Origin of the sequence: Micromonospora sp. BQ11, assembly GCF_052068135.1 — a bacterium.
Classification (GTDB): domain Bacteria; phylum Actinomycetota; class Actinomycetes; order Mycobacteriales; family Micromonosporaceae; genus Micromonospora.
In genome coordinates this window covers 86109-105952 of the sequence record NZ_JBQHDB010000009.1, presented here as the reverse complement: position 1 = coordinate 105952, position 19844 = coordinate 86109, and the positions used below count along the sequence as shown (strand labels likewise).

The window sequence follows — 19844 nt, the reverse complement described above, 5'->3', positions numbered from 1 at the left end:
AAAGGCGGGTGCGATCTCCATGCAGATCATCGTTGCTGGTCCGGGGCAGGAAGCCGGCCGGGGCACCGGGACCGTCGCGGTGCCCGTCCTCGACCTCGCGTGGGAGGTTCCACGATGGCCGGTGCCCGAGGAGAGACGGACGGTCACCGTCCTGTTCGCCGACATCGTCGGGTCGACCGCGCTTGTCGACCGGCTCGACCCGGAGGACGTCCGGCGGCTGCAACGCGCGTACTTCGACACCGTGAGCGGGGTGCTGGTCCGCTGGCGGGGCGTGGTCGAGAAGTACATCGGCGACGCGGTCATGGCGCTGTTCGGCGCCCGGGAGTCCGACGGGTTCGACGCGTACCGTGCGGTGCGGGCCGGTCTGGAGATCCAGCGCGCGCTCGACCGGCGTCCGCTGGCCGACGCTCCGGCACTGCGGGTACGGGTGGGGGTGGCCACCGGTGAGGCGGTGGTGGACCTCGCCGCCGCCCGCGACGGCGGCCACGGCGCGGCCAGCGGCGCGGTGATCACCCTGGCCGCGCGGCTGCAGGAGTACGCGCCGCCCGGGGGCGTGGCGCTCTGCACGGCCACCCACCGGGCCACCCGGGGGCTGATCGACCAGCGTCGGGTGCCGCCGGTGGCCGTCGCGGGCAAGGCGCTCCCGCTGGACGTGTGGCACGCCGACGGCGTGCGCGATCCGGCCCCGGTCCGCCACCCGGGGCCGTTCGTCGGGCGTCGGCGCGATCTCGCCAGCGCCCGCGAGCTGCTGCTGCGCGCCGTCCGGGAGCGCCGGCCGCGGTGGGTGTCGCTGGTCGGTCCGGCCGGCAGCGGACGCAGCCGGCTGCTGCACGAGCTGCGCCGCGCGGTCGCGACCGTGGACGGGACGCCGGTGCGGTGGTGCGTCGCGCTCTGCCCGCCCGCCCCGGAACCGGCCCTGGCGCCCGTCGCGGACCAGGTCCGCGCGTTCGCCGGGCTCCGCGCCACCGACGGGCCCCCGGTGGTACGGCGGCGGCTCACCGCCGCCCTGGCCGACGCGGTTCCCGCGGCGCGCCGCACCGAGGCGGTGTACGCGTTGGAAGGGCTCCTGGACAGGCCGGACACCTCGACCGCCGCGCTGCGGGGGGCGGCGGTCTGGCAGGAGGTGCTGCTGGCGGTGGCCGCCCGGCAGCCCGTGGTGGTGGCGGTGGACGACCTCGACCGGGCCGCCGGCGAGGTGGGTCGCTTCCTGCGCGGGCTGTTCGAGGCGGCCACCGCCCGGGCGGTACCGCTCGCCGTGGTGGCGCTGCACGCTCCGCAGTGGACGGGCACCCTGCCCGGGCCGGGAAGCCGGGGGTGCCGGCTGCCCCTACGCCCGCTGCGCGCGGTGGAGACCGGCCGGCTGCTGCGGCACCGCCTCGCGTACGCCGGCCAGCCGCTGACGCTGGTCGACGCGCTGCTGCCGCTGGTGGCGGGCAACCCCGGTCGCGTCGCCGCGTACGTCGACGCCCTGGTCGACGGGGCGTCGCCGCTGGCGGCGGTGACGTCGCCCGGCGGCGGGAGCCTGCCCGGGGGTGTCGCCGGTCCGGTACGGCTGCCGGTGCCCGAGGCGGTCCGCCGGACGGTCGACGCGGGGCTCGACCGGCTGGACGGCGTGCAGCGCGCGGTGCTGATGGTCACCGCCACCGTCGGCGCGCCGGTCGCCGCCGCAACGGTGGACCACCTGCTCGGCTGGACGCCGGGACGAGCCGCTCCGGAGCTGCGCGCGCTGGTCACCGGCGGCCTGCTGCGGATCGGCCCCGCCGGTGGGCACACCCTCGTCGACCCGGTGGTACGTCAGATCACGTATCAGCGGCTCACCCGCGCGGCGCGTGCCGCGTTCGCCGCCCGGCTCGCCGACGCTCCCGCGCCGCGGGTGGCCACCCCGGTACGGGAGCCGCGCAGCCCCCACCTGCTGCCGTCCCGCCTCGCCACCCGTGCTCCCGTGGCGACGACCGACGACCGTCGACCGACCGCGCTCCCACCTTCGGCCCTTGCCCCGGTCGCCGCGGTCCCGGCCCTGGTTCCGGTTCCCACGCCCGCTCCGGCCTCTGCCACGGCCCCGCCCCTGGTTCCGGTTCCCACGCCCGCTCCGGCCTCTGCCACGGCCCCGCCCCTGGCCGCGCTCCCGGTCCCGGCCCCTGCCGCCGTCGTCCCGGTCACCGTGCCGGCCCTCGCCGGCCCGGCCGGGGCCCCGGCGCTCGCGGTGGCGGTGGCCGGTCGCGCACCGGTGGCGGGACAGGCGGAGCGGTCCACTCCGAACGAGAGCCCGGGGGCCGCGCCGGCGGCCGGTCGAGCGTGGACCAGCGGAGGCCGGGGCCGACGCCGGTACGTCGTCCCGGGTCCGGTGCCGTTACGGCCGGCCGCCGCCTGACATGGCCGGTGATCGTTGACGCCCCAGCTGTCCGACACGCCGGTCACCGGACTGCTGGCGCGTCAACGATCACCGGGAACGCGTCAGGGGGTGTCGAGGAACGCCAGGACGCGGGTCCAGGTGGCCTCGGCGGCGACCGGGTCGTGGTCGGGTGAGTCCGGGTCGGTCCACAGGTGCCCGGCGCCGGGGTAGCGGTGCACCGCCAGCGCCGCACCGGCCTCCGTCATCGCCTGCCGCCACTCGTCCAGCTCGTCCACCGGCTCGCACTCGTCCGGGTCGGCCAGGTGCAGCTCGACGCGCAGGCCCGGGCGGACCTCCTCGGGTGCGCCGCCGGAGCCGTGCAGCAGGAGCAGGCCGGCGGCGCCGGGGCGTTCGGCCAGCATGGCACCGGCCACCCCCGCGCCCATCGACACCCCGGCGAGCACGACGTCGGGCGGCAACTCCCGGACCGCCGCCCGGGCCCGGTCCAGCACGACGTCGTGGCCGATCGCGTCGAACAGCGCGAAGCCCTCGTCGACGGTGTCGGTGGCCGGCACCCCGTACAGGTCCGGGGTCACCACGTGGTGGCCGGCGGCGCGCAGCCGGTCGGCGGCGGCGTGGACGGCGGGCCGCAGCCCGTGGACCGTGTGGAAGAGCACGACGTGTCCCATCGGGACATCGTGCCGCAGCCCACCGACGAAGACCCGGCGCGACACCGCCCGCGTGCCACTCGACGTCAGCTCGTGCCGGCGGGCGGTCAGCCGCCGTTCAGGGTGCGGCTGCGGCCCCGGAACTCGGCGACCACCTCGCCGTCGCCCCGGGTGACGGTGACGTCGTAGATGCCGCTGCGGCCGTACCGGGTGCGCTCGACGGCGCGCGCGACCAGCAGGTCACCGGCGCGGGCCGGCCGGACGAAGGTGATCTCGCCCCCGGCGGCGACGGTGACCGGGCCGTGGCTGTTGCAGGCCAGCGCGAAGGCGGTGTCGGCGAGCAGGAACACGAAGCCGCCGTGTGCGATGGCGTGGCCGTTGACCATCGCGTCGGTCACCCGCATCCGGGCCACCGCCGCCCCGTCGGCGGCCTCCACCAGCTCGATGCCGAGCCCGCGCGAGGCGGCGTCGGCGTCGAACATGTCGTACGCGGCGTTGCGGTCGCCCACCGTCACCCGTCCCGCCGGTCCACGATGCGCCGCATCTTGCCCATCGACCGCTCCACCCCGTCCGGGGCGATCACCTCGACCACCACGCTCACCCCGATGGAGTTCTTGACCAGCTCGGCCAGGTGCGCGCCGGCGGCCTCGGCCCCGGTGGTGTCCACCCCGGACCGTCGTTCCACCCGGACGGTCAGCGTGTCCATCCGCCCCTGCCGGCCCAGGACGCACTGGAAGTGCGGCGAGAGCTGCGGCATCCGCAGGATCAGCTCCTCGATCTGGGTGGGGAAGACGTTCACCCCCCGGACGATCATCATGTCGTCGGTCCGGCCGGTGATCTTCTCGATCCGGCGCATGGGCCGCGCGGTGCCCGGCAGCAGTCGGGTGAGGTCGCGGGTCCGGTAGCGGACGACCGGCATCGCCTCCCTGGTGAGCGAGGTGAGGACCAGCTCCCCCCGCTCCCCGTCGGGCAGGACCGCCCCGGTCACCGGATCGATGATCTCCGGATAGAAGTGGTCCTCCCACAGGTGCAGGCCGTCCTTGGTCTCCACGCACTCGTTGGCCACGCCCGGCCCCATCACCTCCGACAGGCCGTAGATGTCGACCGCGTGCAGATCCAGGCGGCGTTCCATCTCGCGGCGCATGTCCTCGGTCCACGGCTCCGCGCCGAAGATGCCCACCCGCAGGGAGGTGGCCGCCGGGTCGATCCCCTGGCGCTCCATCTCGTCCACGATCGCCAGCATGTAGCTGGGGGTGACCATGATGACCTCGGGTTCGAAGTCCCGGATGAGGGTCACCTGCCGCTCGGTCATCCCGCCGGACACGGGGATGACGGTGCAGCCCAGTTCCTCGGCGCCGTAGTGGGCGCCGAGGCCGCCGGTGAACAGGCCATACCCGTACGCGACGTGCACCCGGTCGCCGGGCCGCCCGCCGGAGGCGCGGATCGAGCGGGCCATCAACCGGGCCCAGGTACGCAGGTCCTCGGTGGTGTAGCCGACCACGGTGGGTCGGCCGGTGGTGCCCGACGAGGCGTGCAGCCGCACGATCCGTTCCCGGGGCACGGCGAACATGCCGAACGGGTAGTTGTCCCGGAGCTCCGCCTTGCCGGTGAACGGAAAGCGGGCCAGGTCGGCCAGGTCCCGGCAGTCGTCGGGGTGGACCGCGGCGGCCTCGAAGGCCCGGCGGTAGTGCGGCACGTTGTCGTACGCGTGCCGCAGCGACCAGCGCAGCCGGTCGAGCTGCAGGGCGCGCAGCTCGTCGACGCCGGCCCGCTCGATCGGTTCGAGGTGCTCGGGGAGCGGCGTCCGGTCCTCCATGGCGGCCCTCCTGCCGGTGACGGTGACCTCGTCGGCGGGAGCACGGTGTCTTCGCCGATCTTGGTACCGTACGCCCGCCCGGGTCGCGGCACCACCGGCGGCCGTGCCGGCCCGCCCGCCTCGTGCGGCGCGCGGGCCCGACCCGGACGCTCCCCGTCAGACGGTGAGCAGCGCCTTGCCGACGGCGGTGCGCTCCTGGAGCGCGCGGTGCGCGTCAGCGGCCCGGTCCAGGGGGAAGGTCTGCCCGACCAGGGGCCGGATCCGCCCGGCCGCCGCCGCGTCCAGTGCGGCGCGCAGGTGCCGGCGGGCCTCATCCGGCGGGAACCGGAGGTCGCCGATGCCAGTCACCGTGATCCGCCGGGCCGTCGCCACCGCTTCGTCGGGCACCGCGAACTCCCCGGCCGGGGTGCCGTGGGCCGAGAACCGCCCGCCGTCGCGGAGCACGTCGAGGGCGGCCCGGCCGTACGCGCCGCCGGCGCCGTCGAAGACGACGTGCACGCCGTCGGTGACCGCCCGGACCCGCGCGGTCCAGTCCGGCGCGGTGTAGTCGACCACAGCGTCGGGCCGGAACCGCCGCAGTGCGTCCCGCTTCGCGGAACTTCCGGCCGCCGCGACGACGAAGGCGCCGACGGCGCGCGCCTCCTGGACCAGCAGCGCCCCGAGGCCGCCGGCCGCCGCCGTGACCAGCACCCGGTCGCCGGGGCGCACCGGCACCAGGTCGAGCAGGCCGTAGGCGGTGGCGCCGTCGTGCAGCAGGGCCGCCGCGTCGGTCAGCGACACCCCGTCCGGCACCGGCACCAGCCCCTCCGCGGGCACCACGGCCCGCTCCAGGTAGCCACCGCGGTCGTCGGTCCGGGTCACCACCCGCCGGCCGACCCAGTGGCGGTCGACGCCCGAGCCGACGGCGCCGACCGTCCCGGCCACCCCGACCCCCGGCCGGTACGGAGGCACGACCGGGAAGTACGTCCCTCCGTGACCCTGCCGGATCATGGTCTCCACCCAGAGCACGTCGGCGGCGGCCACCTCCACCAGGGCCTCTCCCGGGCCGGGGCGCGGATCCGGCGCCTCCGCCACGGTCAGCACCTCCGGCCCGCCGAACGCCGCCACCTCGATCACCCGCATGTCGCCCTCCGTCACTCGTCGTCCCTCGTCGGGTCGAGCGTCGGAGATGAAGTCGGGTTGAGGTCAACCGATAACCGCGTGTCTGTCACCCGTCACGGGTTCTGCGGGTCGAGGTTGCGCTCGCGCAGCAGCGCGTCCAGTTTCGCCTCGATCCGCTCGTCGGACTCCCGGGACTGGGACGAACCCCAGTAGTAGAAGAGGGCCAGGCCGGCGGCCTGCCAGATGAGCTGGAGGAACTCGCTCTGCCAGTTCTCGAAGGTGGAGGCGAGGAACTGCGGAAGGAACTCGGCCCAGGCGAAGGACTGACCGTGCTGGCTCGCCTCGTTGCTCACCACCACCGCCTGGAAGACGAACTGGCCGATCCAGGAGAACAGGAACAGCGCCCCGGTGACCAGCGCGAACGCGTACGCCTTCGGCCAGCCGGGCTTGCGGAACGGCGGGCGTCCGCCCCGGTTCCCCCGGCCGCCCGATCCGGACCCGTACGGGCGCGACGTCGCCGCCGTCGTGGTGTCGGCCATCACGATCCCCTCTCGACGAATCCCCAGGTCGGGCTAGGTGCCCCGGAGTGGTTGCGTCGAAACGGTGCCCTTCCGTGCCGGAGTCGAAACAGAGAGTTGCGTCGATTCATCGCGCTCGACGGCGGGGCACGACGGGTCGGCACGGCGTGGCGGCGTCACGCACGGGGGCCGGGCGGGTGCCTCGACGCCCGTGCCGATCATCGCGTTGCCACCTCCCGGCAATTGCACATTGTTGGCAACAAGGTCTGGACACGGCTCCCGGTCGGTAACTAGCCTCTGCTTTATGACTCCTTACAGTTTGGAAGCGGCGGCCTGGCAGGAGAGCTGGGACCGGCAGCAGGAGGGGTACCTGCCCGACCGTGAGCACCGGTTCACCGCGATGCTCGACGCGGTCGACGCCGTCCACGACGGCGGCCCGCTGCGCCTGCTGGACCTGGCCGGCGGCACCGGCAGCATCACGGCCCGCGCACTGCGGCGCTTCCCCGACGCCGAGGTGACCCTGGTCGACCTCGACCCGGCACTGCTCGCCCTGGCCCGCGCGTCCCTCGGCGACCGCGCCACCATCGTCACCGTCGACCTCGACGACGCCGACTGGCGCGACGCGCTCCCCCACCGCGAGGTCGACGCCGTCCTCACCGCCACCGCGCTGCACTGGCTCGCGCCCGACCGGCTCGCCGCCCTCTACGCCGAGGTGCGGGACCTGCTGCGGCCGGGCGGAATCCTGGTCAATGCCGACCACATGCCCGACGACGCACTGCCCGGGCTGACCAAGCGGCTGCTCGACCGGGCGCACGACCGACGTACCGCCCGGTACGCCTCCGGCGCCGCCCTCTCCTGGTCGCAGTGGTGGGACCGGGCGGCGGCCGACCCCACCCTCGCCCCGCTCGTCGCGCAGCGACACCAGATCTACCCCACCGGCCACAGTCCGGAGTGGAACCCGCCGGTCTCCTGGCACCTGTCGGCGCTGGCCGCCGCCGGCTTCACCGAGGTCGGCACGGTGTGGCGCGGTGGCGCCGACGCGGCGGTCGCCGGGATCCGGTGACCCCGACCGGGCCGTGCCGGTCCGGTGGACCAGACGTGACCGACCGGAGCCGGCGATAGGCTGACGGCCGTGATCGACCCCGCTGGCGGTGGTGGGCGCGGGGGCGCCTCCGGACCGGAGGCACGGATCGACCCCGACGTCGACCTCCGAGTGCCCGCCGACCGGGACGAACTGCGGGTGCACCCCGGGGCGGTGCTCACGGCCGTCGCCGCCGGTGGCGCGCTCGGTGCCCTGGCCCGCGCCGCCGTCGCCCACGCCGTCCCGCACCAGCCCGCCACCTTCCCCTGGGGCACGTTCACGGTCAACGTGAGCGGTTGCCTCCTCATCGGGGCGCTGATGGCGGCACTGCCGCGGGCCGGTCGCGGACGACCCCTGCTGCGTCCGTTCCTGGGCGTCGGGATGCTCGGCGGCTACACCACCTTCTCGACGTACGCGGTCGACGTCCACGCGGCGTTCGCCGCCGGCGCGCCGGTCACCGCCGTGGCGTACCTCGGGGCCACCGTGCTCGGTGCGCTGCTCGCGGTCTGGGTCGGCGACACCCTCACCAGCCGGTTGCTCGACCGGGTCGCGCCGCGGAGCCCGCGGTGACGGTCCTGCTCGTCGCGCTCGGCGCGGCCGTCGGGGCACCGCTGCGGTACCTCGTCGACCGGGCGGTGCAGGCCCGACTCGGCTCCGCGTTCCCGTGGGGCACCCTCACCGTCAACGTCACCGGGTCGCTGCTGCTCGGACTCCTCGCCGGTCTGCCGGTCGGCCCGGCCCTCGGCGCACTGCTCGGCACCGGCCTGTGCGGGGCGTTGACCACGTACTCCACGTTCGGCTACGAGACGCTGCGCCTCGCCCGGGCAGGCACCCGCCGACGCGCCCTGGCCAACGTCCTGCTCAGCGTCACCGCCGGCCTCGCCGCCGCCACCGCCGGCTTCACCACCACCCACTCCCTCACCCCCTGACCCACCCCCCACCCCCACCCCCCCTAGCTCCCCGCGATCTTGCACTTTGTGTCGCGACAGAGAGCGCGAAACGGTGCATGACGGCGACCGAAGATGCAAGATCGCCGGAAGCAAAGGGGGGCGGGGACGGGGACGCCGGGCGGGGGTTGTTACGGGGTCAGGCGGAAGGTGCGGGTGGCGTAGGGCGGTAGGGGGATCGAGGTGGGGTCGAGGGTGTCGCCGGTCGGGTCCTCCGACAGGGTGCACTCCCGCAGGGGGCCTTGGACGCCGCCGAGCCTCACCACCGTCTCCGTCGAGGTCGGGTTGACCAGGCGGAGCACGGCGCCGTCGCCGTCCTCGGCGGGCTTGTACGCCGAAACCAGCGCGCCGTCGACCCGCAGCCCGGTCACCGGGGCGGGCGTGGGCTGACCCGGTCGCAGCTGGTACCCGCGCAGCGGCGCCCGCCGCCGGGCCGCCGCGCCGGCGAGGGCTGCCTCGTCGGTGTCCAGGCGTACGCCGACCGAGGCGGAGACGGTACGGCGGCACTGCGCCTCCGGGGTGCGCAGCTGGGGGCCCGCTCCGGCGGTGCGGGTACGCAGGTCGGGGCGGGACAGCCAGCCGACCGCCCGCAGGATCGTCACCGCGAGCGACGGCCGCTCGCCCCGGATGCCCTGCACCTCGGGCAGTCCCGGTGCGAGCACCGCGAGGCCGGGCAGGACCGACATCGAGCGGACCGGGGCGACGCCGGCGTCGGCCTCGTAGCCGCGCTCGGTGGGCAGCGGGCCGAGCGGATCCTTCAACGGCCGTTCCAGCGTGCTGAAGTGGGTGTCGGCGCGCCACGTGCGGGCGGGTACGTCGGTCGGGAAGTGCGCCTGGATCCGGTGGTCGTCGGCCGCGTTGTCGAACTCGACCTGCCAGTCCAGTTCGGGTACACCGGCCCAGAGGGTCGCGGTGACCGTCAGGGGCAGCACCACCCGCTCGGTGGACCGGGCGGTGCGGTCGGCGGCCAGCCCGGCGGGCACGTCGAGGTCGGCGCGGACGACGAGGCGGGAGGCGACGTCGCTGTCGTACACGAGAGCGTCGCGGAGCACCGGCACGACGATCTCGTCGCTGATCGGCGGGTCGTAGGTGTACGTGTCGCCCGCGTCGCCACCGTCCACGAGCCGGCCGAGGCCGGTGAGCGTACGCCCGGAGGCGGCGTCGACCAGGGTGAACGACGCGTCGTCGGCGACGGTCAGCGTCCAGTCGCCGCGGGTGACGCTGCGGCCGGGCGCCCCGCCGGACGGCGCGGCGGGTTCACCCGGTGCCACGGTGGCGGTCCAGCCGGTCCAGCCGCCGGCGGGCACGTCGGTGGCGACGGCGGCGAGCCGGTGCCGCAGCGTCTCCTTCGTGTCCGGGAGGATGTCCAGGTCGGCGCAGAACAGCGGGGTCGGCTCCACCTCGCGAACCTCGTACGGGACTCCGGCGCCGGAGGCGTCGCGCAGGCCGGTGACGGTGTGCCCGGGTGCGGTGTACACGTCCACGGTGACCGGGCCGGTGGTGGGCGCGGCGTGCGGGTTGAGCACCACGACGGCGGCGGCGTCGGTCGCCGGGTCGCCGGCGAGCCGGGTGTCCAGGCCGAGGTCGAGCAGCGCCCGCTCGACGAGATGCTCGCCGACCTGCGTGGCCTTGGCGAAGCGGACCTCGTTCTCGCGGTGCACCTCGTCGACCGAGCAGCCGCAGATGGAGTCGTGCGGCGCGTTCTCCAGCACCAGGTTCCAGGCGTGCCGGAGCAGCCCCGCCGAGGTGGCCCGGCCGGCGCGGACGGTCAGCGGCTCCGCCCACGCCTCCAGCAGCGTCTCGGCCGCCGCGTTGGCCTGCTTGAGGTACAGCCGGGTGGAGAGCGTGCCGGCGAGCACGAAGGTGAGCCAGTCACCGGGGTACCGCAGCTCGCCGGTGACCACCGCCTCGTCGGCGACCCGGTCACGGATCCGGTCGAAGTACCCGGCGAGGGTGTCCTCGATCGCGGCGAGGCCGGCCGGCAGCGGCCGGGGCGCGAGGTGGTCGCCGCCGTTGAGCAGCAGGTACGGCCCGTCGGCGTCGCGGGCGGCCTGCCTGGCGCGGAAGGCGTCCAGCTTCTCCGGGGCGCCGGCCGCCTCCCAGAGCACCTCCGGTTCGTAGTAGCCCTGGTTGACGGCGGTGACCGTCGAGCCGTCCGGGGAGCGCCAGGTAAACCGGGCGTGCTTCGGCGGCGCGCCGCGCCAGACCAGGGCGGTGTCCAGGCCGAAGCCGCGCAGCACCCGGGGCAGGTCGGCGGGGTGGCCAAAGGCGTCCGGGCAGTACCCGATGGTGGCCAGTGGGAGGCCCAGCTCCGCGGCGATCCGCCGGGCGGTGAGCAGGTTGCGGATCAGGTTCTCGCCGGAGACGAGCTGGTTGTCGGCGAGCACGTGCCAGGGGCCCACCTGGAGGCGGCCGGCGGCGCCGTGGGCGCGTACCCGGTCGGCCAGGTCGGGCCGGACGGCGAGGGCGTCCAGCGCGGTGATCGTCTGCCCGTCCAGGTGGAAGCGGCCCAGCTCACCGGCGTCGAGCTGGTCGCAGATCCGCTCGACCAGCTCGGCGAGGCGGGCCCGGAAGGACTCCATCGGCCGGTACCACTCGCGGTCCCAGTGGGTGTGGTTGACGACGTGCACGGTCATGACATCTCCCGGGAGGTGAGGAGGGCGGCGGCGAAGCGGGCGGTGACCACGGCCGGCCGGGTGATGGCGGTGCCGACGACGACCGCGTGGGCGCCGCGCCGCAGCGCCTCGGCGGCCTCCTCGGGCGTGTTGATCCGCCCCTCGGCGACGACCGGCACGTCGAGCCGCGCGGCGAGCGCGGCGACGAGGTCCAGGTCCGGGTCGTGCGGCACCGCGCCGCCGGTGTAGCCGGAGAGGGTGGTGCCGACCAGGTCGGCCCCGGCGGCGACCGCCGCGTCGGCGTCGGCGACGCTCGCGACGTCCGCCATCACGAGGACGTCGTGCCGCTCCCGCAGCGCGGCCACCGTGTCGGCGAGGGTACGCCCGTCGGGGCGGGGCCGGGTGGTGCCGTCGAGCGCGACGACGTCGGCCCCGGTCTCGGCGACGGCGCAGGCGTGCGCGAGGGTCGGGGTGATGTAGACGCCGGACGCGCCGTCCTTCACCAGGCCGATCAACGGGGTGTCCGGCAGGGCGGTACGCAGCGCGCGCAGGTCCCGCAGTCCCTGGGCGCGGATGCCGGCGGCGCCGCCGTACCGCGCCGACCGGGCCAGCGCCACCATGTGCGCCGGGTCGTCCAGCGGCTCACCCGGGTCGGCCTGGCAGGACACCACCAGCCGGCCCCGGATCTCATCGAGCACGGTCATGCGGTGATGTCCTCCAGTACGGCGCCGAAGGCGCGGGTGACGTCCACCGTGGACGGGTCGACGCCGAGGCTGGCGGCGGCCCGGCGTACGGCGGTGGTGTCGGCTTCTCCGGCGGGCCGGTCGGGTTCGACGGCGAGCGAGGCGGCCCGCTCCCCCTCCAACGCGCCGTGCGCGGCGGCGAGGTGCACGGCGGCGAAGCGCGGGTCGCCGAGCGGCACGTCCGCGACCCAGGCCAGCGGTACGCCGGCGGCGACCAGGTCACGCTGCACCGCCACCAGCAGGGTGGGGTCGGTCGGCACGTCGCCGACGGAGCGGCGGTCGGTGACGCAGCGTGCGGCGAGGGTGCCAGCCGCCTCGCCGACGGCCCACTCGCCGTGGTGTACCCGGTACGCGGCGGCGGCGATCTGCGTGGCGCCGAGGTTCTTCGCGGCGGCGACCAGGTTCACCGCCCCGCGCGGCACCAGCGCGGACGCGGGGATGGTGAACGGCGCGGTGGGCCGGTAGACCGGCGCCGGGTGGCCGGTGCGTTCGTGCAGGTCCACGTGGTACCAGGTGACGCCGAGCGAGCCGGGCAGGTGGCGGGCGCGGGCCCGGCCGTCGACGGGTCGCAGGTCGTGGCCGGTGACCGGGGTGTCCACGACGATGCGCCGGGACTCCCGCAGGTAGGGCGCCTCGGCGTACCCGTCCGGGGTGCCGGCCGCCTCGGGGGCGAGCCGGAGGCCGGGGAAGCCCCGCCCGCCGTCCTCCCGTGGAGCCTCGGTACGTAGCCAGTGCACGAACGCGGCGGTCAGGTCCCGGCCGGCGCGTTCCGCCCCCGCCGGGTCGCCGAGCGGGTCCTGCCCGCCGCAGTCGTTGGACGCCCAGTTGAGCACCACGAGTTCCGGCGCCTCGGCGCGCAGGCGACGGTAGGTCCAGAAGGGCGGCTTGCCGTCCGGGCCGTCGGTGAACATCCGGTACCGGTGCACGTCGCCGTCCCAGCCGGCGATGTCGAAGGAGAGCCGGTGGCGCAGGTCCGCGTACCCGGCGGGGGCGGGACCGGTGAAGTCCTGACCGGGGTGGTGCTCGACGAGGGCGCACCAGGTGAAGGACTGCTGGGCGGCCGGGTCGGGGCCGCCGGGCACCGCGTCCGGCTCGCCGTGGGCGTCGCGTCCCTCGGAGCCGTGCACCGTGGCGAAGCCGGCCAGCGGCGCGAGGTCGCCCCGCTCGGTGGCGTCGCAGAACACCGTCGCGGCGACCACCGTGCCGTCGGCGAGGGTGACGTCCCGGACCCGCCCGTCGGTGACGCGCGCGGCCACCGGGGCCACGCCGGTGCGCACGGTGACCTTCGCCTCGGCGAGGAGGTCGTCCAGGATCGACTGGGCGACGGCGGGCTCGAAGCAGAGGCGGCTCACCCAGCCGCCGCCGGGGTTGGCGACGCCGCCGTACCGGGCGCGGACGGCGTCGCGGAACGCCCGGTAGGACGCCGAGGCGCCGAAGGTCTCGACGTGCGGGTGCTCGTCGAGTGCCGGCAGCGCCTGCGTGGTGACCTGGCCGCCGACGCGCGAGTACTCGTCGGTGAGCACCACCGACCGGCCGGCGCGGGCGGCGGCCAGGGCGGCGGCGACCCCGCCGAGGCCGCCGCCGATCACGGCGACGTCGGCGGTCACCGTCTCGTCAGGACTGCTCACCGGTCTCCTCCAGGGCGAAGTCGATCTCGTAGGTGCGCTGCCAGGGCAGGGTCACCGAGTCGGTCGCGACGCGCAGGCCGGGCACTGGGCGCAGGGCGGTCCAGCGCTCGTCGAGCAGCGCGGCGACGCGGGCGGTGACGGCCGGGGTGTCGGCGGGGGCGACGTGGTCGTGCCGGGTGGGGTCGGTGCCGAGTTCGCGGCGCAGCCGCGGGCGGGCGTACGACATCCAGACGTGGTCGTCGACCAGCCGGTGGGCGAGCAGGCGGCGGGCCGCCGCCTCGTCGAGGGTGCCGCACACCTTCCCGATCTGGTACGCGACAAGCGTGGCGAGGGCGCTGCCGAGGGTGTTGCCGGCGGTGTTCCAGCCGGCGAACCCGGCCAGCCGGGCGAGGCTGCCGTCGGCGGCGAGGTCGGCCACCAGGCGTGGGTCGGCGCCGTTGCCCAGTGCGCAGTCGGCCAGGGCGACGGTCCGGCCCTGCCCGAGCAGGTCCCGGACCAGGGCGGCGGTGCGGGCCGCTGGAGCCGGGTCGGTGTCCTCCGGCGGTGCGGTCGCCCAGTCGGCGGTGCCGGCCTGTGGCGGGTGCACCACCAGCACGGCGTCGGCGTCGGCCGGGTCGACCAGGACGGCTCCGGCCGCGGCGGCCTGGCTGGCGACACCGGCGCCGATCGGCACCGGCTCGTAGCGGGCCACCCGGGACAGCCCGTCCGGCTCGGCGCAGGCGACCGCCAGCCGGGGCGCGTGCCCGGCGGTCGCGACCAGGGCCCGTGCCACCAGGACCGCGCCGATCTCGTCGGCGCCGGGGTGGGCGGGCACCCGGTCGCCGAGTTCCAGCCAGCCGGCCCACGTCCGCAGCCACCGCCACTCGGCGGTGCCCACGGCGGCCAGAGCGGTGTCGTCGGCGCCGACGACGAGCGTGTCCAGCACCCCCTCGGCGGCGAGGGAGACCGCGACCTGGTTGAGGGTGTGGTTGCGCTGGCGGCGGCGCAGGAAGTCGAGTCGCACCCCGGCCGGCACGTCGGTACGCGGCGACGGCGCACCGTCGGCGGCGTCGAGCGCGCGGTGCAGGGCGGCGGAGTACGCGTGCAGCGCCCGGCCGTGGGTGGCCCAGTAGTCGGGTTCCTCGCCGGCGTCGTCGGCGTCCGGGGTGCGCTGCACGACGGTGGAGGCGTGCACCGGACCGGCCACGTCGCGCAGCGCCGCCCAACGGCCGAGCACCGCCGACACCGGCTCGTCGTGCAGCCGGGAGGCGATGAGCCCGCCGTGGCCGAGGGTCTCCAGCGCCACCACGGCGGCGTCGGCGCCGGTGCCCCGGAGCCAGTCGGCGAGCCGGTCCGGGTCGCCGGCGCGGCGGCCGGCGGGCAGCAGGGCGGCCGGCGGCGTGGCCACGGTGGCGCCGGCGACGGCGGCCACCATCGCGGGCAGCACCCGGCAGACCGGCCGGTCGTCCAGCGGGACGAGGGCGACGCGGATCACCGGGCCACCGCCCGACCGGCGTCGGTGCCGACGGCAGCTCCGGGCGGGAGCGTGCCGCCCCGCAGCGGGCCCGCCGCGGATCCGACGGCCAGGGCGCGCCGGGCCGCCTCGGCGGCGCCGACCAGGGGGGCGTCGGTGCCGAGCGCGGCCGCGACGAGGGGCACCGCGCCGAGCACCGGCAGGCAGGCCACGGCGAACGCGGGGCGCAGCGCGTCGAGCAGTTCCGGCACGGCGGCTCCACCGCCGACCACGATCCGGTCCGGGTCGAGGACGTTGGCGAGGCCGGCCAGGGCGGTGCCGAGGGCCTCCCCGGCCTCGGCGATCACCGCGCGCGCGTGGGTGTCGCCGGCACGCGCCCGGCGTACGACCTCGGGAAGGGCGACCCCGACGGCGCCGGTGCGCGCGGCGTAGCCGGCCGCCATCGCGGGCCCGGACGCCACCGCCTCGACGTGCCCGGCGGCGCCGCACGGGCAGGGACGGCCCACGGCCTGCGGCACCGGCACGTGGCCGACGTGCCCGGCGGCACCGAGCCGGCCGCTGAGCAGCCGGCCGGCGGCGTGCACGCCGCCGCCGATGCCCGTGCCCACGGCCACCCCGAGCACGGTGGGCAGGCCACGGCCCGCGCCGTGCACCGCCTCGCCGAGGGTGAACGCCTGCACGTCGTTGAGCACCACCGCGGGCAGCCGCAGGCGGTCGCGCAGGCCGGCGGGGACGTCCACGCCGGACCAGTCGCGGATCGAGGAGGTCGCGGCGGTGACCAGGCCGGTGGTCGGATCGACCAGACCGGGAGCGCCGACGCCGACGGCGACCGGGGCGCCGCCGAGGGAGCGGACCAGCGCGGCGGCGGTGTCCAGCACGGCGGCGGCGCCGTCGCGGGCCGGGGTGGGCGCCTGGGTACGCGCGAGCACGGTCCCGCCGCGCACCAGCGCGGCGGCGGTCTTCGTGCCGCCGATGTCCACGGCGGCGAGGATCGGGGCGCTCATCAGGTCCTTCGGGTCACGGTGATGCGGAAGTCGTACCGGTCGGCGCGGTAGATGCTCTCGGCGCGTTCGACGGCCGTGCCCGACTCGGCGTAGGTGATCCGGTCGACCCGCAGCGCGGGCGAGAACGCGGCCACCCCGAGCAGCCGGGCCTGGTCGGCGTCGACGACGGTCGCGGAGATCACCTGGTCGGCGTGGTGCGGGCGGACGCCACGTTCGGCGAGCACCTCGTAGAGGGAGCCGGCGACCACCGCGGCGTCGAGGTCGCCGATCCGCTCGGCGGGGAGCCAGACCTCCTCCAGGCACATCGGCAGGCCGTCGGCGAGCCGGAGCCGGCGGACGTGCACCACCTCCGCGCCGGGTGAGACGGCCAGGTCGCGGGCGACGGCCACCGGCGCGGGGGTCACCGTGAGGTCGAGCAGTCGGGAGTCCGGGGTGAGCCTGCGCAGGCGCATGTCCTCGCTGAACGAGGTGAGCGCCAGGTTCTTGGAGATGGTCGCCGGGTCGGCGACGAAGGTGCCGGAGCCCTGGGCCCGGTAGACCAGCCCCTCCTCCTCGAGGCGGCCGACGGCCTGCCGGACGGTGGCCCGGCTGACCCCGAACCGGGCGACCAGCTCCCGTTCGCTGGGCAGCGGGTCGTGCGGTCGCAGCGCCTGACCGATCTCGGTGCGCAGCGCGACGTACAGCGCCTCGTGCTTGAAGCCGACCTTGTTGACGGCGGTCATCCCTTCACGCCCCCTTCTCCGACCCCGCGGAAGAACAGCCGCTGCAGGGCGAAGAAGACGGCCAGCAACGGCAGGACCGCGATCATCGTGCCAGCGGCGACGACCCGCTGGTCGTTGGTGAAGGTGCCGGACAGGTACTGGAGGCCGACGGTGAGGGTGAAGTTGTCCGGGTTCTTCAGCACGATCAGCGGCCAGAGGAAGTCGTCCCAGGCGAAGAGGAAGCTGAACACGCCGACCACCGCGAGCGAGCCACGGACGCTGGGCAGCGCGACCCGCCAGAACCGGGACCACTCCCCCGCGCCGTCGATGGCGGCGGCCTCCTCGACCTCCTTGGGCAGGGAGAGGAAGGCGGTCCGCATGACGAGGATGGACAGTCCGGAGACCGCGCCGGGCAGGAGCACGCCGAGCAGGGTGTCGACCAGGCCGAGGCTGCGGACGGTCAGGAAGACGTTGACCATGATGACCTCGAACGGCACGACCAGCGACGCCAGGACGGCGGCGAACACCGCGCCCCGGCCCCGGAAGCGCATCCGCGCCAGGGCGTAACCGGCCATCGCGCCGAGCAGGCAGTTGGTGACGACGCTGGCGGTGGCCACCATCGCCGAGTTGGCGATGTAGCGCCAGACCGGGATGACGTCGGCGACCTTGGCGAAGTTGCCGAGCGTCGGGTCCTGGGGCAGCCAGGTGACCTCCGGGCCGTAGATCGGCTCGGCGGTGCCCTTGAGCGAGGTGAGCAGTTGCCACAGGAACGGGCCGACCAGCAGGACGGCCATCACCAGCAGCAGGACGTAGCGCAGGGCCACCGGTCCGTGCCGTCTCATGCCGTGCTCCCCTCGTCGCGGCGGCGCAGCACCAGCGCCAGCACCGACAGGCCGAGGGTGCCGACGAGCAGGACCAGGCTCATCGCCGAGGCGTACCCGATCTCGCCGTCGACCCCGAGGCCCACCTCGCGGATGTAGTAGACGATCGACTTGGCCTGCCCGCCCGGCCCGGCGGTGCCGGAGGAGAGCACGTAGATCTCGGCGAAGACCTTGGTGGCGGAGATCGCCGACAGGGCGCCGACCAGCAGCATCGTCGGCCGTACGGTCGGCACGGTCACCGAGCGGAAGCGGCGTACGGCGCCCGCGCCGTCGACCTTGGCCGCCTCGTACAGCTCGGTCGGCACGTTGGACAGGGCGGCCAGGTAGATCACCATGTAGTAGCCGAGGCCCTTCCAGACGGTGACCAGCATGCAGGAGAACAGCAGGAGGGTGGCGTCGGTGAGGAAGGGCAGCGGTTCGGCGACCACCTTCAGCCGGAGCAGGACGGCGTTGACCAGGCCCTCGGAGGAGAGCAGCCAGCTCCAGATCAGGCCGACCACGACCATCGAGGCGATGACCGGGGAGTAGAACACCGCCCGGAACGCGCCGAGGCCGGGCAGCTTGGCGTGCACCAGCTGGGCCAGCAGCAGCGGCAGCAGGACCAGGGCGGGGACCACCACGACCAGGTACAGGCCGGTGTTGGCCAGCGCGCGGAAGAACTCGTCGTCCTCGGCGAGGCGGCGGAAGTTGTCCACGCCGGTGAACTCACCGCCGCCCAGGGCGCGGGCGTCGGTGAAGGCGAGCACGCCGGTGTTGGCCAGCGGGCCCCAGGTCATCACCGCGGTGACGAGCAGTGCCGGGGCGAGGAAGAGCCAGGGCACGTACCATCGACGGCCGATCACGTCGGGGAAACTCCTGTCCGGTCGCGGGGGTGGTCGCCGCCCGCCGGGTGGGTGGCCCGGCGGGCGGCGTCCTTCTCAGGTGGTGCGGGGCGTCTCGGTGCAGCCGCGCCCTAGCGGGCGAGCAGGGCGTTCGCCTCGGTCACGGCCTCGTCGAGGGCGGTCTTCGGGTCGAGGTCGCCCTTGACGGCGAGCTGGATCTTGCCGATGACGACGGCCTTGGTGCGGTCGTCCCACTGGACCGGGGTGAGGTTCTTCGCCTTGGCGATCTGCTCGGCGGAGATCTTCCGGGCGATCGAGGTCGGGTCGGTCTCGGTCACCTGGGTGAAGTACGGGTCCTTCAGCGAGTCCGCCGTGGACGGCAGGATCGTGACGATCTTCGCGAAGGCGAGCTGGTTCTCGGCGTTGGTGACGAACTTGGCGAACTCCAACGCGGTGGCCGGGTTCTTGCTCTTGCGGGGGATGAGCAGGCCCATCACCGACATGTTCGTGGTGCCCTCGGCGCTGGCGATCTGGCCGGCCACGCCGGTGGCCTTCGCGACGGCGGGGGCGTTCTCGCCGACGACCTTGAGGAAGTTCGGGCCGGAGGGGAAGAGCGCGGTGCGCCCGGCCGAGTACGCCTCGGTGGCCTTGGAGTGGTTCTCGGTCAGCCAGTCCGGGGCGAAGCCCTTGCTCGTGTACAGGTCGCGCAGCGCGGTCACGTACTGCACGGCCTCGGGGGTGTTGAACGTCCAGGCGGTGGCGTCGTCGTTGAGCAGCGGCACGCCGAGCTTGGCGAGGTTCGGCACGACGGTGTTCTCCAGCGCCGGGTGCCAGCCGTAGTAGGCGCCCTTGCCGGCGGTGGAGAGCTGCCTGGTCTGGGCGAGCAGCTCGTCGATGGTCTTCGGCGGGGTGTTCGGGTCGAGCCCGGCCTTCGCGTAGAGGTCCTTGTTGTACATGGTGACCTCGCTGGTGAGGTACCACGGCAGGCCGTACGCGCCCGCCTGGCCCGGGACCTTGAAGGCGTCCCAGGCGCCGGGCACGTAGCTGCCCTTGACGTCGGCCGCGCTCTTCTCCAGGTCGAAGAAGACGCCCTGCTTCTCCAGCTTCTGGGCGAAGTTCGGGTTCAGGTTCACCACGTCGGGCAGGGTGCCCGCCTGGGCGTCGTTGGTGATCTTCTCCTGGGCACCCTGGAACGGCAGGTCGATCCAGTTGACCTTGGTGCCCGGGTGCTTCGCCTCGAAGTCGGCGATGAGCTTCGTGATGTATTCGTCGAACGTCGGCTTGAGGGCCAGCGTCGAGAAGGTGATCTCGCCCTTGACCTCGCCGGAGATCGCGTCGCCGCCGGCACCGCCGGTGGCGTCGTCGCCGTCGGACAGGCCGCAGCCGCTGGCGAACAGGACAGCCGCGAGGGCGGCGGCTGCGAAGGCGCGGGTACGCCTCATAAGGGGTCCTCCAGTTTGGGGGGTAGTGGTACGGACCAGTGCCGGTGACTCTGGACCATGACGGCCGGCCCGGTCAAGCCCGTGCTGCCAATT

18 protein-coding genes are annotated in these 19844 nt (G+C 75.2%); 4 read left to right on the top strand and 14 right to left on the bottom strand.

Features of this window, described 5'->3' with window-relative positions:
• Positions 1-19 precede the first annotated feature (19 nt).
• Positions 20-2371 carry an adenylate/guanylate cyclase domain-containing protein gene (locus ACTMSW_RS19850; protein ID WP_441182121.1) on the top strand — a complete coding sequence of 784 codons (2352 nt, stop codon included), beginning with the start codon at positions 20-22 and terminating at the stop codon, positions 2369-2371.
• 83 nt (positions 2372-2454) lie between these two features.
• Here ACTMSW_RS19850 and ACTMSW_RS19845 read toward each other — a convergent pair whose 3' ends face one another.
• From ACTMSW_RS19845 to ACTMSW_RS19825, 5 genes are all read right to left on the bottom strand, one after another.
• Positions 2455-3021: a dienelactone hydrolase family protein gene (locus tag ACTMSW_RS19845; RefSeq protein ID WP_441182120.1), complete on the bottom strand. Its 567-nt coding sequence runs from the start codon at positions 3019-3021 to the stop codon at positions 2455-2457.
• Between the two features lie 86 nt (positions 3022-3107).
• Positions 3108-3482, bottom strand: a complete 375-nt coding sequence (gene paaI / locus ACTMSW_RS19840) for a hydroxyphenylacetyl-CoA thioesterase PaaI (protein ID WP_441182288.1) — start codon at positions 3480-3482, stop codon at positions 3108-3110.
• Between the two features lie 29 nt (positions 3483-3511).
• On the bottom strand, positions 3512-4816 hold the full coding sequence (gene paaK, locus ACTMSW_RS19835; protein WP_441182119.1) for a phenylacetate--CoA ligase PaaK: 1305 nt from the start codon (positions 4814-4816) through the stop codon (positions 3512-3514).
• A gap of 156 nt (positions 4817-4972) precedes the next feature.
• The gene (locus tag ACTMSW_RS19830; protein ID WP_441182118.1) at positions 4973-5953 is read right to left on the bottom strand and encodes a zinc-binding dehydrogenase; all 981 of its coding nucleotides are present in this window, start codon (positions 5951-5953) and stop codon (positions 4973-4975) included.
• A gap of 77 nt (positions 5954-6030) precedes the next feature.
• On the bottom strand, positions 6031-6456 hold the full coding sequence (locus ACTMSW_RS19825) for a DUF6766 family protein (RefSeq protein ID WP_441182117.1): 426 nt from the start codon (positions 6454-6456) through the stop codon (positions 6031-6033).
• 283 nt (positions 6457-6739) lie between these two features.
• On the opposite strand from ACTMSW_RS19825, the gene ACTMSW_RS19820 reads away from it, so the two are divergent.
• The 3 genes from ACTMSW_RS19820 (at position 6740) to crcB (ending at position 8445) form a co-directional block, all read left to right on the top strand.
• Complete coding sequence (locus tag ACTMSW_RS19820) at positions 6740-7498, top strand: class I SAM-dependent methyltransferase (RefSeq protein WP_441182116.1); 759 nt, start codon at positions 6740-6742, stop codon at positions 7496-7498.
• Between the two features lie 69 nt (positions 7499-7567).
• Positions 7568-8086 (top strand): fluoride efflux transporter FluC, encoded by a 519-nt coding sequence (locus ACTMSW_RS19815; protein WP_441182115.1) that lies wholly within the window; start codon positions 7568-7570, stop codon positions 8084-8086.
• A complete protein-coding gene (gene crcB / locus ACTMSW_RS19810; RefSeq protein WP_441182114.1) occupies positions 8083-8445 on the top strand; it encodes a fluoride efflux transporter CrcB in 363 nt (120 codons plus the stop codon). Before ACTMSW_RS19815 ends, crcB begins: the two co-directional genes overlap by 4 nt.
• Positions 8446-8594: 149 nt before the next feature.
• Here crcB and ACTMSW_RS19805 read toward each other — a convergent pair whose 3' ends face one another.
• The 9 genes from ACTMSW_RS19805 to ACTMSW_RS19765 form a co-directional block, all read right to left on the bottom strand.
• The gene (locus tag ACTMSW_RS19805) at positions 8595-11099 is read right to left on the bottom strand and encodes a hypothetical protein (RefSeq protein WP_441182113.1); all 2505 of its coding nucleotides are present in this window, start codon (positions 11097-11099) and stop codon (positions 8595-8597) included.
• Positions 11096-11782 (bottom strand): N-acetylmannosamine-6-phosphate 2-epimerase, encoded by a 687-nt coding sequence (locus tag ACTMSW_RS19800; RefSeq protein ID WP_441182112.1) that lies wholly within the window; start codon positions 11780-11782, stop codon positions 11096-11098. Before ACTMSW_RS19800 ends, ACTMSW_RS19805 begins: the two co-directional genes overlap by 4 nt.
• The gene (locus ACTMSW_RS19795) at positions 11779-13449 is read right to left on the bottom strand and encodes an FAD-dependent oxidoreductase (RefSeq protein ID WP_441182111.1); all 1671 of its coding nucleotides are present in this window, start codon (positions 13447-13449) and stop codon (positions 11779-11781) included. The genes ACTMSW_RS19800 and ACTMSW_RS19795 overlap by 4 nt, the downstream gene beginning before the upstream one ends.
• A complete protein-coding gene (locus ACTMSW_RS19790; RefSeq protein WP_441182110.1) occupies positions 13436-14923 on the bottom strand; it encodes a DUF4127 family protein in 1488 nt (495 codons plus the stop codon). Before ACTMSW_RS19790 ends, ACTMSW_RS19795 begins: the two co-directional genes overlap by 14 nt.
• Entirely contained in the window at positions 14920-15906 is a 987-nt protein-coding gene (locus tag ACTMSW_RS19785) for an ROK family protein (protein ID WP_441182109.1), read from the bottom strand. Before ACTMSW_RS19785 ends, ACTMSW_RS19790 begins: the two co-directional genes overlap by 4 nt.
• On the bottom strand, positions 15906-16628 hold the full coding sequence (locus ACTMSW_RS19780; protein WP_441182108.1) for a GntR family transcriptional regulator: 723 nt from the start codon (positions 16626-16628) through the stop codon (positions 15906-15908). The genes ACTMSW_RS19785 and ACTMSW_RS19780 overlap by 1 nt, the downstream gene beginning before the upstream one ends.
• On the bottom strand, positions 16625-17449 hold the full coding sequence (locus ACTMSW_RS19775) for a carbohydrate ABC transporter permease (protein ID WP_441182107.1): 825 nt from the start codon (positions 17447-17449) through the stop codon (positions 16625-16627). Before ACTMSW_RS19775 ends, ACTMSW_RS19780 begins: the two co-directional genes overlap by 4 nt.
• Positions 17446-18330, bottom strand: a complete 885-nt coding sequence (locus ACTMSW_RS19770) for a carbohydrate ABC transporter permease (protein WP_441182106.1) — start codon at positions 18328-18330, stop codon at positions 17446-17448. The genes ACTMSW_RS19775 and ACTMSW_RS19770 overlap by 4 nt, the downstream gene beginning before the upstream one ends.
• Before the next feature lie 110 nt (positions 18331-18440).
• A complete protein-coding gene (locus ACTMSW_RS19765) occupies positions 18441-19751 on the bottom strand; it encodes an ABC transporter substrate-binding protein (RefSeq protein WP_441182105.1) in 1311 nt (436 codons plus the stop codon).
• Positions 19752-19844: the final 93 nt, after the last annotated feature.

Excerpts from the sequence above, each read along its gene's own strand:
- ACTMSW_RS19775 (WP_441182107.1), bottom strand. The coding sequence starts at position 17,449 with ATGAGACGGCACGGACCGGTGGCCCTGCGCTACGTCCTGCTGCTGGTG.
- paaK (WP_441182119.1), bottom strand. The coding sequence starts at position 4,816 with ATGGAGGACCGGACGCCGCTCCCCGAGCACCTCGAACCGATCGAGCGG.
- ACTMSW_RS19825 (WP_441182117.1), bottom strand. The coding sequence starts at position 6,456 with ATGGCCGACACCACGACGGCGGCGACGTCGCGCCCGTACGGGTCCGGA.
- ACTMSW_RS19820 (WP_441182116.1), top strand. The coding sequence starts at position 6,740 with ATGACTCCTTACAGTTTGGAAGCGGCGGCCTGGCAGGAGAGCTGGGAC.
- ACTMSW_RS19845 (WP_441182120.1), bottom strand. The coding sequence starts at position 3,021 with ATGGGACACGTCGTGCTCTTCCACACGGTCCACGGGCTGCGGCCCGCC.
- ACTMSW_RS19780 (WP_441182108.1), bottom strand. The coding sequence starts at position 16,628 with ATGACCGCCGTCAACAAGGTCGGCTTCAAGCACGAGGCGCTGTACGTC.
- ACTMSW_RS19805 (WP_441182113.1), bottom strand. The coding sequence starts at position 11,099 with ATGACCGTGCACGTCGTCAACCACACCCACTGGGACCGCGAGTGGTAC.
- paaI (WP_441182288.1), bottom strand. The coding sequence starts at position 3,482 with ATGTTCGACGCCGACGCCGCCTCGCGCGGGCTCGGCATCGAGCTGGTG.
- ACTMSW_RS19850 (WP_441182121.1), top strand. The coding sequence starts at position 20 with ATGCAGATCATCGTTGCTGGTCCGGGGCAGGAAGCCGGCCGGGGCACC.
- ACTMSW_RS19800 (WP_441182112.1), bottom strand. The coding sequence starts at position 11,782 with ATGACCGTGCTCGATGAGATCCGGGGCCGGCTGGTGGTGTCCTGCCAG.
- ACTMSW_RS19785 (WP_441182109.1), bottom strand. The coding sequence starts at position 15,906 with ATGAGCGCCCCGATCCTCGCCGCCGTGGACATCGGCGGCACGAAGACC.
- ACTMSW_RS19765 (WP_441182105.1), bottom strand. The coding sequence starts at position 19,751 with ATGAGGCGTACCCGCGCCTTCGCAGCCGCCGCCCTCGCGGCTGTCCTG.